The following is a 16,989-nucleotide window of genomic DNA, read 5'->3' as shown; positions in this document are numbered from 1 at the left end:
TGGAATATTTAATGATACGTTTACTCGACTTTTTATTTGCCTTGTTTGGCCTTTTATTCGCATTTCCTTTCTTGGCTATTTTATACGTTATTGGCCTCTTTGATACTGGCTCACCAATCTTTACTCAAGAGCGTGTTGGTAGAAATAAAAAGCCATTTACTTTAGTTAAGTTTAGAACGATGAAAGTAGATACGGCTTCTGTGGCAAGCCACCTTGCGAGTTCTTCTTCGATTACACCATTTGGGCATTTTCTTCGCAAAACAAAACTAGACGAGCTTCCACAACTTTGGAATGTACTAAAAGGTGAAATGAGCTTGGTAGGTCCGCGCCCTGGTCTTTACAATCAAGAAGAGCTCACATATGCGAGAGAAGCTAAAGACATATATTCGGTTAGGCCTGGAATTACTGGTCTCGCGCAGGTGAATGAAATCGATATGTCTACCCCTGAATTACTTGCGACAACAGATAGGAAAATGATTGATACTTTGACAGTGGCTAATTATTTTAAATATATAGTAATGACCGTAACTGGCAGTGGTTCTGGAGATAGGGTTGGTAAACACTAGTTTAAGATGTTCTCTGTCTTAAACTTAAGCTTCTTCATATTTTCCTCATACATTTTTGCTACTTTTGTGTATACTGCAGCATGTACTATGCTTTAGTTCGTCTGCGGTTTTAATTCGGATTGGAATAAAAAGGGAACACAATGGATAGTTGGTTTCGCGCTTTACTTGGCGCTTCTCGTAGCCAAAAACGACTTCTCACGCTCGTATTAGATTCAGTTTTTATAGTCTCAGCCTTTTGGTTAGCGCTTATTGTTCGCCTTGATAGCTTTGCACCACTGGCTAATTTTAAAAACTGGTTAATCCTCGCGTTATTACTCCCCATTAGCTTGGTGATATTCGTAAAACTTGGTTTGTATCGTGCTGTGCTCCGTTACGTTGGGGCAAATGCAGTCGGTGCTGTTGTACTTGGTACTGTTATTAGTACCGTGATTTTAGTGTTGTCGTCATTTTTTACGCAAACTGCAATCCCTCGAACTATGCCCTTTATTTATGCGTGGTTAATGATACTTTCTGTGGGTGGTTCGCGTATTTTAGTAAGAGCACTTATTTGGCGATTAACCTCATTTACTAAAACCCCAGTGGTTATTTATGGCGCTGGAGATGCAGGCCGGCAGTTAGCTACTGCGCTAGCAACAGGGCCTGACTATTATGTTACGGCGTATCTAGATGACGACGCTACCAAGCACAATGCGATTATTCAAGGGATCCCCGTTGTCGCCTTTGACGAAATCTATAATTTGATAGACAAAAAGCGAGTGAATAAGGTTTTGCTTGCTTTACCAAGCGTATCGCGTTCTCGCCGTAAAGAAATACTCACGAAGTTAGAAAAACTACCGCTCGAGGTGATGACGGTGCCAGGTATGGCCGATGTTATTGACGGTAAGGCGCAGCTTAATGAGATAAAAGAAGTCGAAATTGAAGACTTATTGGGCAGAGACCCAGTAGCGCCACAAGCAGAGCTGATGGCTGCAAATATAAAAGATAAAGTCATTATGGTAACCGGTGCAGGCGGTTCTATAGGCTCTGAACTATGCAGGCAAATTATATTAAATGGACCTAAAAAGCTGGTGCTTTTTGAAGTGTCTGAGTTTGGTTTATATAGCATTGAAAAGGAGCTGAATCAGCTTGCATTGAATAAAGGTGTATCATTGGAAATAGTACCAGTGATGGGGTCGGTGCAACGTATCAACCGTATTGAAACTTGCATGAAAGCCTTTGGGGTGCAAACTGTCTATCATGCCGCAGCCTACAAGCATGTACCGCTTGTAGAGCAAAATGTTGTTGAGGGTGTTCGTAATAATGTATTTGGTACTTATTACACGGCTAAAGCCGCTATTAACGCAGGAGTAGAGACCTTTGTATTAATCTCTACAGATAAAGCGGTGCGCCCTACCAATGTAATGGGTGCAACCAAGCGTATGGCAGAGTTAGTGTTACAAGCCTTGGCTGAAAGTAAAGTAACGTCTAAAAATACCCGTTTTTGCATGGTACGTTTTGGTAATGTGCTTGGTTCTAGTGGTTCAGTGGTGCCTCTATTCCGTAAGCAAATTAAAGAAGGTGGACCAATTACCTTAACGCATAAAGATATCACCCGGTTTTTTATGACCATACCGGAAGCTGCGCAATTAGTTATTCAGGCGGGTGCTATGGGTAAGGGTGGTGACGTATTTGTGTTAGATATGGGTGAATCTGTTAAGATCAAAGACTTAGCGACCAAAATGGTGCATCTTTCTGGCCTAGAGGTAAAGTCAGAGTCAAACCCTCATGGCGATATCGAGATCGAATGCACAGGATTGCGCCCAGGTGAAAAGTTATATGAAGAGTTATTGATTGGTGACAATGTAGAAGAAACCTCTCATCCACGGATCATGACGGCCAACGAGGTAAAACTACCAATGGCAGAGCTAGAGTCTTTTATGAGTGCAATGGACACGGCTTGTCATAATTTTGATCATGAGCTTATTCGTAAATTGTTGTTAGAGGCGCCTACAGGCTTTAATCCTACAGACGGTATTTGTGATTTGGTGTGGAATGAAAAACGCCAAGTGCTTGAAGCGCAACGTGAGTCTGAGCAGAAAGTGGTTAATTTAAGAAACGTGTAATGCTCTTATCGCGGAGTTATGTATTCGTAGCAGTGACTTGATGTCGCGATGCTTTTATCTCGGGGCGCAGCTAGTGGAGTGGTGTTTCGGTGCTGCTGTCGCTACGAAGTTGGGTTTTTCTATACTTCATTGTACGATGTCTACATAATACTTATAACGGTGGCTGAGCTGGTTAATTTGCTCTGCCACATTTAATTCAAGAATTGAAAATAAAAATCGGTCTGCGCACATGTTAAAAATAAATACGATTCTTGCAGGTAGTATTACACTTGCAAGCATGCCTGTTTTAGCTGATACCCAAATAAATAGCTACACAGCATTTGCAGGGTACACTGGTATTTTTAATACCCCTACTGCCGAGGTGCTTGAAAAGGGAAATATAGATATTGGTTACAATAACCAATTAGATCTTCGTGGACTAAGGTACGTGGATGGCCATAATTACATTTTTTCTGCGGGACTGTTTGATGGTTTAGAGGTAAGTGGTCAAATAGCAGCAAGTTCAATGCATGACAATATGTTTACGGCCGAAGTAGAGGCTGAAGGGCAAACTCGTGACCTTTCGTTTAACTTAAAATACCAACTCCCTTTTGTGCCTAAAGAGTGGTTTAATCTTGCTATCGGCGGTAAAGATTTAGGCGGAGCGGCAAATAACTATGAAACCTATTATTTGGTAGGGTCTCGTGAATGGAACGACTTTAGATTCTCAGCAGGTTTTGCGGTAAGCGATCGTGCAACCGGGCAAATGGATAGTGCGTTTGCGGGTATTGAGTGGCAGCCACTAGACTGGCTAGCTGTGCAAGTGGAACATGATGCTGATGCGGTTAATGCCGGTTTGCGCTTAACAGTACCAAAAGCATGGATTTACGATGTGGGTACTTTAACGCTTACCAGTAAGTTTTACAGTAATACTGATCACGCTGAAAAAGACACCTTTTGGGGTGTAAACTTCTCCATGCCTTTGTTTGAGCAGGCAACATTAAATGACCCATTAGAAGCAGCTCCAGCGCCAATGCTTGACGCAGACGCCAAGCGAGAAGCCGCATTTAAAGCCCATTATGAGGAGCAGCGCCGTCTCGCCCGTAAACCTCTTCCTGAAGCGAAAAAAGAAGTCACAGAGCGTGATGAATATAAAAAATCTCTAACAATGCAAACGCGCGCTTTAAAAGCGGCGCTCTTGGAAGACGGCTTTGAGTCGGTAAGTGTTGGCTTCAATCGAGACCCTCATGTTGTCGTGAGTTTTGAAAACTATGTTTTTAATCGCAACGACATAGATGCAATAGGTTTAGTATTAGGTCGTATTGCTGAACATGTGAACGAGCCGAACGCGCAGTTTACTGTTCAATTGCTAAATCGTGGTATTCCAATGTTGGCATTGAGAGGCCACATTAATAATTATAGAGAGTTCGTAAATACTGGCACTACACCTGATATGGATATTCGTCGAGGCGAAATGGATCCAATTGGTAGTGTGTCTTGGGTTGGTATGCCAAAGGCAAATAGCGCGTACTTTAAACCAAGATTAACCGTTGGTCCTGCACTGGACTCAAGGTTGGCAACGGAGCTGGGAGTTTATGATTTCTCACTCGCCTTAAAAGCAGATGTTGATGTACCAATGTGGTATGGCGGTGGTATTAATTTAAGTGCCGAAACCGAAGTTGCGAATACGAGTGACTATGATGATGGAAAAGCATTTGGTCGTTTGGCTAAACAAAGTGGCTTAACACAAGCGACTATCTATCAAACATTTGCACTGCCTTATGGTATTTATAACCAAACACATATCGGCTTTTTTAAAGAGTTTAATGATTACACAGGTATTAAGAACGAAACAACTTGGTTGAGTGACAATGGTCGTCATCAATTTTCAGCAGAGCTTGGATACTTTGAGTACGATGATTATGACTTAGATAAGGATTATCAAACCTTGTCTTATCGTTATAACTGGGTTGAGCAAGATGTTAGTTTTCATGCCACAGCTGGTAAGTTCTTTTATGAGGATAGTGGCGTTAAGCTAGAAACGCGCTTTTGGTTTGGTGACAGTTACGTGTCCATATTTGCGCAAGATACTGATGTGCAAATCGCGGGTATATCTTTTAGCATTCCACTTACACCTAGAAAAGACATGGCACCAACACGTTATGGTCAAGTTAAAGGAAATGAGGCGTGGCGCCATGCTGCAAGTACGCGAATTGGTGAATCAAAAAATGCCATTGCTGTAGGTCGCGGCCATTTAGTAAATACACCGGTTAATATTGATAAAACATTCCTCAATCAAGGTCGTTTATCGAGCAGCTATGTATATAGTAACTTGGCTCGACTAAGAGAAGTGTATTTGACCTATAAATAAGAGATGGTCACGGGTAAGCCTGCGATAATTAGTAGCGGCGACTTTATGTCGCGATGCGTTTATCGCGGGATAACCCACTGCTACCAAAGTGGTATTTAGGTGTGTTTTCACGGAGTAAGCCGTGCGGAGTAACCCCGTGGTTTCGGGTCGCGATTCTCTTTTTAACTTTATATCGTGACGCTCGTGAAGATAGCTGCATTGAAGCAATCGCTACACATTTACAATTTAAACCTCGTTAATCAATAATCATTATGTTGCAATTATTTGCGATAAATTTAACTTCATTCATTGTGTATTTAGTGTACCAACGGTATCCTACTTTCAAACTAAATCAAGCGGTTGGATCTAGCGCTTTACTGTGATAAATTAGCGGGGTCATTGTGGGCTGTTTATATCTTGGTCATAGTTTTGACTGTAAAGCCCATGTTGAATCGGGTCAGGGAGTGACTTAGTCCCTGTCTGTAATGCAAATTTTAATTTGAAGCTTTCATTGCTAGCAATGGGGCTTTTTTTATGTGTTAACACGCTAACGTGGCGTTGTTAATAAAAAAGAAAACAAGGACTAATCATGATTGCAAATAAAAAATCTCTTCTTGCGCTCTCTGTAGCGTCTGCGCTAACGCTTTCAGGCTGTTTTAGCGATGATGACAACAACGTAACTATCACGCCTCCACCGGAGCCTACTGATCCAGTAATCGTTGCACCTGAGACTCCTGATGCGCTATCGCTAGTTGTAAACGGCAACGTTGTTAATGCAGACTTCGACGCGATCAAAGCTCAAGTAACTCTACTTGAAAATGGTGAACTAAGTGCAAACACTGTTGACGTAAATGGCACTGCAGTAAACGTGATTGACGCAACTGAAGGTGACTTTACTTTCACACTGAAAGAAGGCGCTTCTGTTGATTCAATTACTGTTAACGTAACAGCTGAAGGTTATGTATCTAAGAGCTTTATTGTTGATTTAACACTTGCGGAAGGCGAGTCTGTAGTCCCTGCTCAACTAGAGCTTGTTTCTAAGAACGCTGAAGGCCTAGCTGATAAAGTTGTAGAAGCTTCTGTAACTGATGCGACAACTGCTGAAGTAATCTCTGCAAAAGCTGAATCTGGTAAAGCAGGTGCTGACGTTTCGGTTCCAGCAAATACTCAGCTATTTGATGCAAACAACAACCCAGTATCTGGTTCTACAATTTCACTAAATGTTACTGCTGCTGATAGCACGTCAGCAAGTGCGGGTGCTATTCTTCCTGAAGGTCTTAACGAAGCAGGTGCTGCTGAAGTTAAAACTCCAGTTGCTGTAACTAACATCGTAATGACCGACGATGCTGGTAATAAAATCAAGAAGTTCAGCCAGTCTATCGAAGTAACAATGGCAATTCCTGCAACAACTACACTAAGTAGCGGTGAAGTTGTACAAACGGGTGATGAACTAACGCTAACTTCTCACAACGAAGACACGGGTGTTTGGTCTACTGAGACAAACAAAGTAACTGTTGGTGCTTTGAATGAAACAAACGGCACATATGCTGGCTCATTCATGACTGACCACCTTACGTTTTTCTCTGCGGTAGATACATTCGCTGCATGTCAATCAGACATCAATGTAACTTTCTCTGGTGACGAAATCCCAGCTAACGGTTTAACTGTTAAGATGGAATCTAGCGACTATAAAGCTTCTGTACAAGCAAAAGCAGGTTCTACATCACAAACTGTTATTTCTGCAAACAAGGCATCACAAAAAGGTATTGCTGCTGATGCAACTGCACGTGTAACTGTTAAAGACAAAAACGGTAACACATGGTTCGATAGCGAAACTGAAGTGTCAGTTTGTGGTAACGTAAACGTTGCATTATCTAACCCTGTTACACTGGTTGCTGAGTCATTCGCAGTAACTGCTGTTTGTGAAAACGACAACACAGTAACGACACCACTAACAGGTGCTGTAGTTAAATACCGTTTAGAAAACAAAGGCTTTGAATCAGCTACTGGTACTGGCGGTACATACGAGCTAACAGACCTAGTAGAAGCTTCTTCATATGAAGTACGCGTAGTACCACGTGGTGCTAAGTTTGCGGGCCTAGGCGCTCAAAACTTTACTATCACAGCAGATGGTACTGATGAGTCAGCTGAAATCACTGTAGCATGTGACGAAGTAACTGGTTCTTAATAACTATCGACTAAGGTTAGCCTTCATTAAGGCAAATTACATCTTAGTAAGATTAAAAAGCCGCTTAAATGCGGCTTTTTTGTGTCTGTTTCTCATTCAGTGGTTTCTTTTAAAAGGTGTTGCCGTGCGACCTTGTATATAAAAAATGTCAGTAGTCGTTACGATAACCCAAGGTTATGAAGTAAAAGCTCATGCCAATCAAAAACTAACTAGCAAGTCTTAGTATAAAAATATTTTAATTACTAGCTGGACAATCTTTGAACTTTCTCTATATTTAAGTTTCGATGTAATAAAACGCGCGTTAGTGCCGCTTGGCACTTTCAAAAAAGGGAACAAGGACCAATCATGATTTCGAACAAAAAATCTTTACTCGCTTTATCTGTAGCTTCAGCTTTGGCACTTTCGGGTTGTTTTAGCGATGACGATAACAATGTGGTAATCACTCCGCCACCTGAGCCAACAGATCCGGTGGTTGTTGCACCAGAAACTCCAGCAGCTTTAGCATTTGCTGTAAGTGGTAATGTAGTTGATGTTGATACTGTTGATATCGTTGCGCCGGCGACAATTACCTTTTTTGAAGATGGAGAACCAACCTCAAATTTGGTTAACGTCAATGGCGACGCAATCACTCAGATTGCTACAGAAGATGGTAGCTATACCTTTACTGTAAAAGAAGGGGCGAATGTTGGGATTGTAACTGCAGTAGTCGCTGCTGATGGTTATTTTTCAAAAAGCTTTGACATCGACTTAAGTAATGAAGATTCGGCAGCAACGCTAGAAGCTGAATTGGCGCTTGTGTCAAAAGGTGGTGACGAAGTTGCTGAGGCAAGCGTTTCTGAAAGTGTGGCTGACGCTACAACAGCCTCTCCTATTACAGCAGCGGCTGCAAAAGGTAAAGCAGGTTCTGATGTAACGATTCCTGCAGGGGTACAACTAAGAGATGCAAGTGGTAATGCAGTTACAGGTACTTCTGTATCATTAACTGTTGGCTCTGCAGATCCGACGTCTAGCAAGATTTCAGCTGTTTTGCCTGCAGGGTTGAGTGCAGGTAGTACAACCAGCATTAAAAAGCCAGTTGGTGTAAGTAATATCGTTATGCAAGATAACAACGGAACTAAGATCAAGCAATTTAGCCAAGAGATCGATGTTTCAGTTTCACTTCCTGTCGCAACCTTAGCACCATCGGGTGATAGAACAATTCAAACAGGAGACCAGTTTGATGTTTCTTCAAATAACGAAGATACTGGTAAATGGCAGTCAGAAACGAATAAAGCAACTGTTGGTGTGTTAAACGCTGAAGGTACTGCTTACAAAGCATCTTTTAAAACCGATCACCTTACGTTTTTTACACTGTCTCGTTCAGTTCCAATTTGTACGCAAGGTATCACTGTTAATGTGACTGGCGATGCTGTTCCTAGTTCAGGTCTATATGTAAGTATGACCTCTGCTGATGCAAGTGTATCAAGTTATTTACGCGGTGGTAGTACGTCAAAAACAGTTGTGTCAGCTAGCACTTCAGCGCGTTATGGTATTAGCTCAACAGCAACAGCACGTGTAGTTATCCGTGATGCTGCAGGTAACGTGTGGGGAAATGCTTCATCAACGAATGCTGAAGTTCCGGTATGTAGTGGTCCAGTTTCGATCACGCTAGCAAATCCAATTCAAACCACTGTTAATGAAAATGTAACTGTTAGAGCTGTATGTTCTAACGATACGACAGTAACAGAAGTTATCCCAGGTGCGATTGTAAAGTATAGATCAAGTACGACTAAGCCATTCCGCACAGCAGCGAACAATGGTGATGGTACTTTTGCACTGTCAGCACTAAACGGTGATGTTGCGTCATATGCGGTTAGTGTAGACCCTCGAATTTCAGCACCATTTACAACGTCTATTACGCCTGATGGAACAGATGAAACCATCGATGTTTCAGTAGCTTGTGACACTGTAACTGGTAGTTAAGCAAAGAATGATTAGTCCAATCAGTTAAGCCGCGGAGACGCGGCTTTTTTCTTGCCTAAATTTTAAATATTCTTATTCATAAAATCATACTCCCAGAATTAATCTTTCTTTCGTAGCAAAGACTTAATGTCGCGACTGTTTTTATGCTTTTACGTCGAGATTCTTTCTAGGAGTTTATGTGAAGGTGACGCTATGACGCTCCTGCCGACGGACAAGCCTGTGCTCCAGATGGGAAGGTGACTATCAAACTTCCGAAAAAGACTAAAAACCGTTAAACTTAAGATCTTTAGTATACTCAATACGTTGACTACAGTATGAAATCTCATTTAGGCCGCAGAGCATTTTCCACTATGGAGCTTCATACCTTGTTTAACGGTTATATCTACTCAGATGAAAAACTAAAGCGTGAGCAGCCTAAACATTGGCATTTTTGGCTACCTTTGCTGAGTTATTACACTGGTGCGTATAGTGATGAAATTGGCTCACTTACACTTAATGATGTTTACTACGAAGACCACGTTCACGTACTTCACTTTAACACCCATGGCAAAATTCAACCGCGAGTGGTGCCTATTCATCCCGCATTATGGCAAGCAGGACTGGAGCAATATCTAACATTGGTAAAACAGCAAGGACATCGACGTCTTATGTTTGATTTACCAGCAAAAACTGGTCGTTATAGCGAGAAAGTTAGAATATGGTTTTCTGGAGAGGGGGAAAGACAGGGGTATCTACAAAAATGTGGTTTACCCAATGTTGATCAGCAGGGAATGAAAACGGCGATCAGCAGTTTACGACTAAACTTCGAGCAACAAATCAGAATATCAGCTATTCAGCTCGGGACTAAAGACAGTTTTCAATATTTATTGGGTTTAAAGCAAGATGGACATGAAGTTACGCGCCCACCTTTTCATTTGCTCAAGCAGGTTATTTCCCCGATCCGGGTTATTAATCCCAATATCACATGGCAACGCTTTTTGGATCGGCATTAAAACGTAGTACTCAGTTACTACCACTTCTTACGTTAAGCGCATTATTATTTGCAAGATAAGTTAAGCAAGTAACACGCAGCATAGACGCCAAGTTTTTAATCTCACCATGACGTTCAATCACTTCTTGGTAAAGTAAGGAAATAAACTCGGCAAGGCCTAGATCTTCCCGTTGAGCTATGGTTTCTAATACTTGCCATATTTCATTTTCTAACGCGAGGCTAGTAACAGCTCCTTGAATGCGAATAGAACGTTTGGTTACTTCGTAACGATGAGGCTCTGTTGATGCGTAGAGTTCACACATATAAATTCCATAGGTAAAGTAATGGCAAAAATGATTCACTCAATGATCAGAGTAAAAGACGCTGATCGCTCAATTAAATTTTATCATGATGTATTTGCGTTGGTAGTGAAACGACGTATCGACTTTAATGATTTTTCTCTTATCTACCTTGGCAACGATGAAACTTCGTTTGAATTGGAGCTAACTTGGAATCGTGACACTACGGTAGATTATACAATCGGTAATGGCTACGGGCATTTGGCTTTCGCTACTGATAGCCTACAGGCTATCTACAACAAGGCTCAAAAGAATAGTTATTACCCTAAAGAAATCAAAAATTTTTATAATCAAAATGTATTAATAGCAAGATTCTTTTTTATTAAAGATCCTGATGGTTATGATATTGAAGTAATTGAAAAAAGTGATGTGTATCGGTAGTAGCGGGTTTATCTTGCGACCAAGGTTAGTGGGTTGCAACATAAAATCGTTAAAGGATTCGCGACCTAAAGTCGCTGCTACGAATGTACACAAACCTGTATCTGGGGGGATCCGGAGACTAAGGTTGGAAATTTCGACATAAAATCGTTGTTACGAATGTACATAGACCTGTAGCAGCGGGTTTATCCAGCGACAAATTAAGATGCTAGGCTTAATTGATGAAAGCGTTTCAAAAATTGCGAAAACTCTTCACCTAGTTGCTCATCGCGAATAGCATATTCAACAATGGCTTTAAGGTAACCAAGCTTGTCGCCACAATCGTGCGAACGACCGCTCATATGAAAAGCCTCAACGGTTTCCTGTTCCATCAACATATCGATAGCATCAGTTAACTGGATTTCTCCACCAGCACCGACTGGCGTTTTTCTTAGCAATGGCCAAATATTTTTTGAAAGCACATAGCGGCCAACAACTGCTAGGTTAGAAGGTGCTTCTTCTATGGCTGGCTTTTCTACCATATGCTTTATTGCACTACTTTCACCAGGAAGTAGCGACACACCGTTGATATCTGCAATACCATACTTGCAGACATCCTGCTGTGGTACAGGCTCTAACATAATTTGACTGGCTTTCGTTTGCTTGAAACGAGATAGCATTGCAGCTAAATTTTCATTTCCCTGATCGGCTGTATATTCATCCAAAATGACATCGGGTAGTACAACAACAAAATCATTATCCCCAACAATAGGTTGCGCGCACAAAACCGCATGGCCAAGACCTTTAGCTTCACCCTGACGCACATGCATAATCGTAACATCTTCAGGGCAAATCGAGCGTACTTCTTGTAAAAGTTTACGCTTTACACGCTTTTCAAGGGTTGCTTCCAATTCAAAGCTGGTATCAAAATGGTTTTCAATTGCATTTTTTGATGAGTGAGTCACTAACACAATTTCTTTAATACCTGCGGCAACACATTCTTTGACAATATATTGGATAAGTGGCTTATCTACCAAAGGCAACATTTCTTTAGGAATGGCTTTGGTCATTGGGAGCATCCTAGTTCCTAACCCTGCGACTGGGATCACTGCTTTCATATTATCTCCGATTTAAATCTTGCTGCCTTTTCTCGACATAGTCGGCAATTTTAACCGTTATAAGCTAAGTTGCAAACGAATTTATGTTGCAATATGTACGGTTGTTAATTGAGGTTTGGTTTTTAAATTTAGCGGAGAAAGTCCCAGCACCAAAATAATGGTTATCGACCCTCTGGTTGTAAAGGTATAAGTCACCTTTACCTGTTTCTTCTCCAGGTATTAAAACAGGCCCTTTTAGTATTTTCATTGCACAAAAAAGCCCCTTTCGGGGCTTAAATTAACCTTTAGATATGGAATAATTAAAAGTTAACTGTGATTTCGTTTGAGCAGATTTCACCAGATTGACACACTTTATATGTGTAGCTGGTGGCTTCTAAATCACGTGAGAAGTCTCTGAATTTACCAGTGTTTGCAACCGTTTCAAGTACTTGACCATCACGGTAAATCGTTACTTCATCAGCACTGCTGCCTTGCCATGAAAGCTCTACGCGGATAAAGCCTAAGCGAGACTTATTAGCGCGAACCAGTGATAGCTCAACCTCATCAGTGCTAACCGCAACAGACTGAGTGGTTGTGTGGCTGTTGCCTTCACTATCAGTCACCGATAGAGAAACGCTGTACTCACCAGATGCTGCAAATTCATGAATTGGGCTTGCGTCAGTACTGATGCTGCCATCACCAAAGTCCCATGCCCAGCTAACGATATCATCATTCGGATCACGGCTTTCATCTGTGAATGTTACCGCAAGACCAGAAGCAACAAAGCTAAAGCCCGCAACAGGAGGTTGAGGTGATGCTTCGCCTAGACCTGTTAGGTTTAGAGTCCAACTGTTCAATGTACCAGTATCGATACCTGCATTATCTGAGACAGACAATGTCCAATCACCCGTTGCAACTTCACCATTAAATGCCGCAGAGTTAAAGGTTTGGTTAATGTCATCATCACCGCCACCTTGACGATTATGCAGTGTTGCTACTGTACCTGCAGGAGAAGTAAGCGTAACAATTAAGTCGCCGATGTAGGTGTGTGTAATATCCACTAAGGTATTACTATCAAATACGGTAACGGTGTCAGCCACAGTGATCACAGAAGTAATACCTGAAGCATCGTTATCTGGAATGTCTACCGCGGTAGTATTTTCATAGCTGAAATCACTTAACCCTTGAGGTAATACATACAGTCCTACTTGCTCTTGATCGGCAAGTTCGCCAGATGTTGCGTTAAGCGTGAAACTATACTCACCCCACTGAGTTGAAGCTGCAGTTGGTACAGAAAGTGTTACTGTATCGCCTGGCATCGCAGTAGTTGCAGACAGCGTTGCACCTGCAATCGGTGAAGTAACGGACAAATCAATAGTGCCTTGCCAGTCAGCGACTGAAGCAAAAGTAAATTCGTATGTTGCAGTATCGCCCGCTGTGATTTCTTGATTAGCAGGACGAGCTGATACTCTAAAGCCTGGCTCTGGATCCGCATCAATTACAGCTTGATTCACATTTAAGCGCTTACCAGATACTGTTTTATCTGTAAGGTCAGCATTAACATCACCACTTTGCATCAGTAGGTTTTTAAGCTCAATAGCAGTGAGTGTCGGGTTGATAGAAAGTACTAGGGCCGCTGCACCAGCAACGTGAGGCGTCGCCATCGAAGTACCTGAGTAGCTTGAGTAACCACCACCCGGAACGGTAGATAATATTGCGCTACCTGGCGCACCCATGTCTACAGACGTTAGACCCCATTGTGAAAATGAAGACATCGCGTCAGTGTGGGTTGTACTAGCAATAGAGAATACGCTGTCGTGCTCGTAGCTTGAAGGATAGTGAGGGTTTACATCGTTATCTACCGCACTGTTACCGGCCGCTGCCACAAATAAGATGTCCGCGTTTTCACTTGCAGTGATTGCATCAGAGAGTGCTTGGCTAAAGCCGCCGCCGCCCCAGCTGTTATTAGTAACGCGAACGTTGTGACCGGCATTTTTAAGCGCTACGATATAGTCAATACACTCAATCGCATCTGAAGTTGAGCCTGAGCCTGATGCATCTAGGAATTTACAGCCTACGATTGAGACTTCATGGTTCACACCAGCAACGCCTGTAGCGTCGTTGCCTGAGGCACCGATAGTACCTGAAACGTGTGTACCGTGACCTTGGTCGTCCATCGGATCGCCACTGCCTGTGATGGCGTTAATACCGTGCACGTCATCAATATAGCCGTTACCATCATTATCAATGCCATCTCCAGCGATCTCTCCTGGATTGCGCCATGCGTTTGCCGCGAGATCTGGGTGAGTATAATCAATACCCGTATCGATCACACCGACGATAACATCACGTGAACCAATAGTGATATCCCATGCTTCAGGGGCATCAATATCGGCATCAGCGGTACCACCAGTTTGACCTGTGTTATGCATACCCCAAAGTTCATCAAAGCGACTATCGTCAGGAATTCCAAGTGCTTTTACTTGATAGTCTGGCTCGACATATTCGATGGCAGGGTGGTTAGCTAGTTTTTCAATTGCTTGCTTTGCTGTGATGCTATCTAGTTTAAAGTTTGCTAGGCGACCTTTTAAAACATTGCGATATTTGTCGTCTACGCCATCAGCGTTCAAATCCGCCATCTTGGCTTTTACAAGGTTTCTTGCATTGGCACGAAGTGCAGCAGAAGTGTTTTCTTTAAACACAACTAAGATGCTGTCATCTGCGGTTGCTGTTGTAGTTTCGATTTGAACAGCTGCTTGAGAAGTGAAAGCAAGTACAGGAAGCAAAGCCAAAGACAATGCAGAAAGTTTAGATCTCATATTAATAACCTTTTTAATTTCAAGCGTATCCATCAATACACAATTTTTGAGTTGGTAGTTTTTCTGGTAGTGGCTGTGGTCTTTTTGGCAACGTCTTAAAACCTAGACCCAGATATTGAGCAGTGCAATGTAAAAAAAGAGTTAATTAATAAAATCAGTTTTTTTTACTGATTTTTAATTTTTGGAATAGATTATTTGGTTCTTTTTTATGGGTTGAGTGGATATGGTTACGATTGAACTTTAGTCATACTTTTTTTGTACCTCCATATTTTATTCGTAATTTTGTGTGAGTGTACTCTTGTACTTTATTGAAATTAATAAAGTATTTTTTTCATAAAATCTTCTTATTTATCTTCAGTTGTTCCCATCTTAGAGTTAAAGGTGACAAGACGTAATAAAATATATTATTTCAACATATGAATTTGCTGACTTTGATATAGATTATGTTTTTCACTAAAAATGTAACACTCTGGTAACTGGCACAGGTGGGAGCGACTCAAGAGTAATGAGTCATAACAGGACGTTAGTTAAGTGGAAAGTTGCAGTTGGCTGAGTTCGGCAACAACTCAATGCCTGCACCGATCACTTAATTGAAAAATAATATAATAAATCTCTAAGGAGAACAGTGTGAAGTTTTCAAAATCAATCGTGAGTTGCGCTATCGCGCTTGCGTTAACACATTCAGTTACAGCACATGCTGAGGCAAAATCAGATAATAAACCACTTTCAACTTCTGCACTTTCACAAGTGGAGCGTGCAAGTGGAACAAGTAACGAACTCAAACTTTCACAAACGTCAGGTAGCCAAGGTGGTAACGAGTTAGCTTCGGTGCAACTGGGTACTTCTAACCTGACAGATGTGACTACGATTGGCGACAACAATATTACTGAGGCCGATCAGAATGGTACTGGTAACGTCGCTATTATTACGACCACCGGAAATAACAATAACCAAGTATATAGCCAAGATGGTGAATCTAACGGCGCATTAACTGAGGTTACTGGTGATGATAACGCGATTGACATTCAGCAATCAGGTAGCGGGATCCTTGGGATTAACAACGAAGCCATCAATGTGATTAATGGCGATCAAAATACGATTACAGTATCTCAAGGTTCTGGCGGCCAATGGTTCTACAACCTAAATATGCAAGGTAGCCAAAACGAAGTTACAGCGACACAAACAGGTACGTGGAACGAAGCGACACTTGAGTCAGTACAAGGTGACATGAACCAAATCACCTTAGATCAAGATGGTGTGTACAACCAATATAAAGTAGTTAGTCTACAAGGTAATGAAAACGAAATTGAATCGAGCCAAAGCGGCAACTTCAATGTTATCTCTGTAGAGACTGTGATTGGTGATGACAACCAAGTTGAGATCGAGCAATCGGAAGGTGATAGCAATACGGTTAACGTATTTGAAATTACCGGAGACAATAACGAGCTTACTATCGATCAGGAAGGTTCAACTAACACTTTCGCGTCAGATTTATTAGTTGGTAACGATAATGAAGTGATGACTGAACAACGTGGCGACGAGAACAAAGTCCAAGCAGACGTGATCGGTGATAATAACGAATTTACTGCGATGCAAATCGGTAATGGTAACGAGATGTATCTTGGTGTTGCTGGCGAGAACAATGAATTCTCAGCAACTCAAGTAGGTGATGCGAACATCGCACACATTGCGAACTTCAACGGTAGTGATAATGATGTTGATGTTACCCAAACGGGTGATGAAAACGAGGCAGTGGTGCAGTCATCTTATCCAGACGTTAGCCTGGCAAGTAATGATAACGCAGTTGATATTTCACAAAGTGGCACTGGCAATGGTGTTGTTGTAACAATGAGCAGCGTATTTGATAGTAGCTCAAACCAAGTGGATATTGCGCAGTCTGGCGAGTTCAACGCGATTGATCTGATGCTTGAAGGCAGTCGCAATATGCTAGACATCACACAAAATGGTAGCAACAACTTTGTGATGGGTATGGGTTCTGAGGCATTCATCATCAATGGCGATGATAATGCGTTTACAGTAAGCCAAATTGGTGACGGCAACTTAGTCCAAGGTGGAATTACAGGTAGTGGTCAAAACATTACCGTAACTCAGGTTGGTGACAACAACGTTGCGACTATCACTCAGCAATAACTAAGTAATTTAGATAGGGGGCAAAACCAGCCCCCATATTTTGTACTATTCAGCTAATCAAAGACATCAATGTGAATCTCGTCAGCAAA

Annotated in this window: 11 protein-coding genes; 8 read left to right on the top strand and 3 right to left on the bottom strand. The window is 41.8% G+C overall.

Annotation, left to right across the window (positions count from 1 at the left end):
• Window positions 1-11: 11 nt before the first annotated feature.
• From EXT48_RS14150 to EXT48_RS14125, 6 genes are all read left to right on the top strand, one after another.
• Window positions 12-566, top strand: coding sequence for a sugar transferase (locus EXT48_RS14150; RefSeq protein WP_130164828.1), 555 nt, complete (start codon window positions 12-14; stop codon window positions 564-566).
• A 140-nt stretch (window positions 567-706) separates the two neighbouring features.
• Entirely contained in the window at window positions 707-2,668 is a 1,962-nt protein-coding gene (locus EXT48_RS14145) for a nucleoside-diphosphate sugar epimerase/dehydratase (protein WP_130164827.1), read from the top strand.
• Between the two features lie 229 nt (window positions 2,669-2,897).
• A complete protein-coding gene (locus EXT48_RS14140; protein WP_130164826.1) occupies window positions 2,898-5,018 on the top strand; it encodes a YjbH domain-containing protein in 2,121 nt (706 codons plus the stop codon).
• A gap of 568 nt (window positions 5,019-5,586) precedes the next feature.
• Window positions 5,587-7,185, top strand: a complete 1,599-nt coding sequence (locus EXT48_RS14135) for a hypothetical protein (protein ID WP_130164825.1) — start codon at window positions 5,587-5,589, stop codon at window positions 7,183-7,185.
• Between the two features lie 345 nt (window positions 7,186-7,530).
• Window positions 7,531-9,147: a hypothetical protein gene (locus EXT48_RS14130; RefSeq protein WP_130164824.1), complete on the top strand. Its 1,617-nt coding sequence runs from the start codon at window positions 7,531-7,533 to the stop codon at window positions 9,145-9,147.
• Window positions 9,148-9,461: 314 nt separating this feature from the next.
• On the top strand, window positions 9,462-10,139 hold the full coding sequence (locus EXT48_RS14125; RefSeq protein ID WP_205992089.1) for a hypothetical protein: 678 nt from the start codon (window positions 9,462-9,464) through the stop codon (window positions 10,137-10,139).
• A 10-nt stretch (window positions 10,140-10,149) separates the two neighbouring features.
• Here the strand turns inward: EXT48_RS14125 and EXT48_RS14120 are convergent, their stop codons facing one another.
• The gene (locus tag EXT48_RS14120; RefSeq protein ID WP_130164823.1) at window positions 10,150-10,440 is read right to left on the bottom strand and encodes a ribbon-helix-helix domain-containing protein; all 291 of its coding nucleotides are present in this window, start codon (window positions 10,438-10,440) and stop codon (window positions 10,150-10,152) included.
• A gap of 21 nt (window positions 10,441-10,461) precedes the next feature.
• Between EXT48_RS14120 and EXT48_RS14115 the strand changes: the two genes are divergently transcribed.
• Entirely contained in the window at window positions 10,462-10,857 is a 396-nt protein-coding gene (locus EXT48_RS14115; protein WP_130164822.1) for a VOC family protein, read from the top strand.
• A gap of 197 nt (window positions 10,858-11,054) precedes the next feature.
• On the opposite strand, the gene galU is transcribed toward EXT48_RS14115, so the two are convergent.
• Together galU and EXT48_RS14105 are read right to left on the bottom strand one after the other, a co-directional pair.
• Window positions 11,055-11,951, bottom strand: coding sequence for a UTP--glucose-1-phosphate uridylyltransferase GalU (gene galU, locus EXT48_RS14110; protein ID WP_130164821.1), 897 nt, complete (start codon window positions 11,949-11,951; stop codon window positions 11,055-11,057).
• Window positions 11,952-12,250: 299 nt separating this feature from the next.
• Window positions 12,251-14,749 (bottom strand): S8 family serine peptidase, encoded by a 2,499-nt coding sequence (locus EXT48_RS14105; RefSeq protein ID WP_346654657.1) that lies wholly within the window; start codon window positions 14,747-14,749, stop codon window positions 12,251-12,253.
• A 627-nt stretch (window positions 14,750-15,376) separates the two neighbouring features.
• Here EXT48_RS14105 and EXT48_RS14100 point away from each other — a divergent pair.
• Entirely contained in the window at window positions 15,377-16,900 is a 1,524-nt protein-coding gene (locus tag EXT48_RS14100) for a curlin (protein WP_130164819.1), read from the top strand.
• The last annotated feature ends 89 nt before the right edge of the window (window positions 16,901-16,989 follow it).

The organism is Pseudoalteromonas sp. CO348 (assembly GCF_004208845.1).
Taxonomy (GTDB): Bacteria; Pseudomonadota; Gammaproteobacteria; order Enterobacterales; family Alteromonadaceae; genus Pseudoalteromonas; species Pseudoalteromonas maricaloris.
This window is presented reverse-complemented; position numbering and strand designations above follow the sequence as displayed.

Excerpts from the sequence above, each read along its gene's own strand:
- EXT48_RS14145 (WP_130164827.1), top strand. The coding sequence starts at position 707 with ATGGATAGTTGGTTTCGCGCTTTACTTGGCGCTTCTCGTAGCCAAAAA.
- galU (WP_130164821.1), bottom strand. The coding sequence starts at position 11,951 with ATGAAAGCAGTGATCCCAGTCGCAGGGTTAGGAACTAGGATGCTCCCA.
- EXT48_RS14120 (WP_130164823.1), bottom strand. The coding sequence starts at position 10,440 with ATGTGTGAACTCTACGCATCAACAGAGCCTCATCGTTACGAAGTAACC.
- EXT48_RS14115 (WP_130164822.1), top strand. The coding sequence starts at position 10,462 with ATGGCAAAAATGATTCACTCAATGATCAGAGTAAAAGACGCTGATCGC.
- EXT48_RS14130 (WP_130164824.1), top strand. The coding sequence starts at position 7,531 with ATGATTTCGAACAAAAAATCTTTACTCGCTTTATCTGTAGCTTCAGCT.
- EXT48_RS14125 (WP_205992089.1), top strand. The coding sequence starts at position 9,462 with ATGAAATCTCATTTAGGCCGCAGAGCATTTTCCACTATGGAGCTTCAT.
- EXT48_RS14140 (WP_130164826.1), top strand. The coding sequence starts at position 2,898 with ATGTTAAAAATAAATACGATTCTTGCAGGTAGTATTACACTTGCAAGC.
- EXT48_RS14150 (WP_130164828.1), top strand. The coding sequence starts at position 12 with ATGATACGTTTACTCGACTTTTTATTTGCCTTGTTTGGCCTTTTATTC.
- EXT48_RS14135 (WP_130164825.1), top strand. The coding sequence starts at position 5,587 with ATGATTGCAAATAAAAAATCTCTTCTTGCGCTCTCTGTAGCGTCTGCG.
- EXT48_RS14105 (WP_346654657.1), bottom strand. The coding sequence starts at position 14,749 with ATGAGATCTAAACTTTCTGCATTGTCTTTGGCTTTGCTTCCTGTACTT.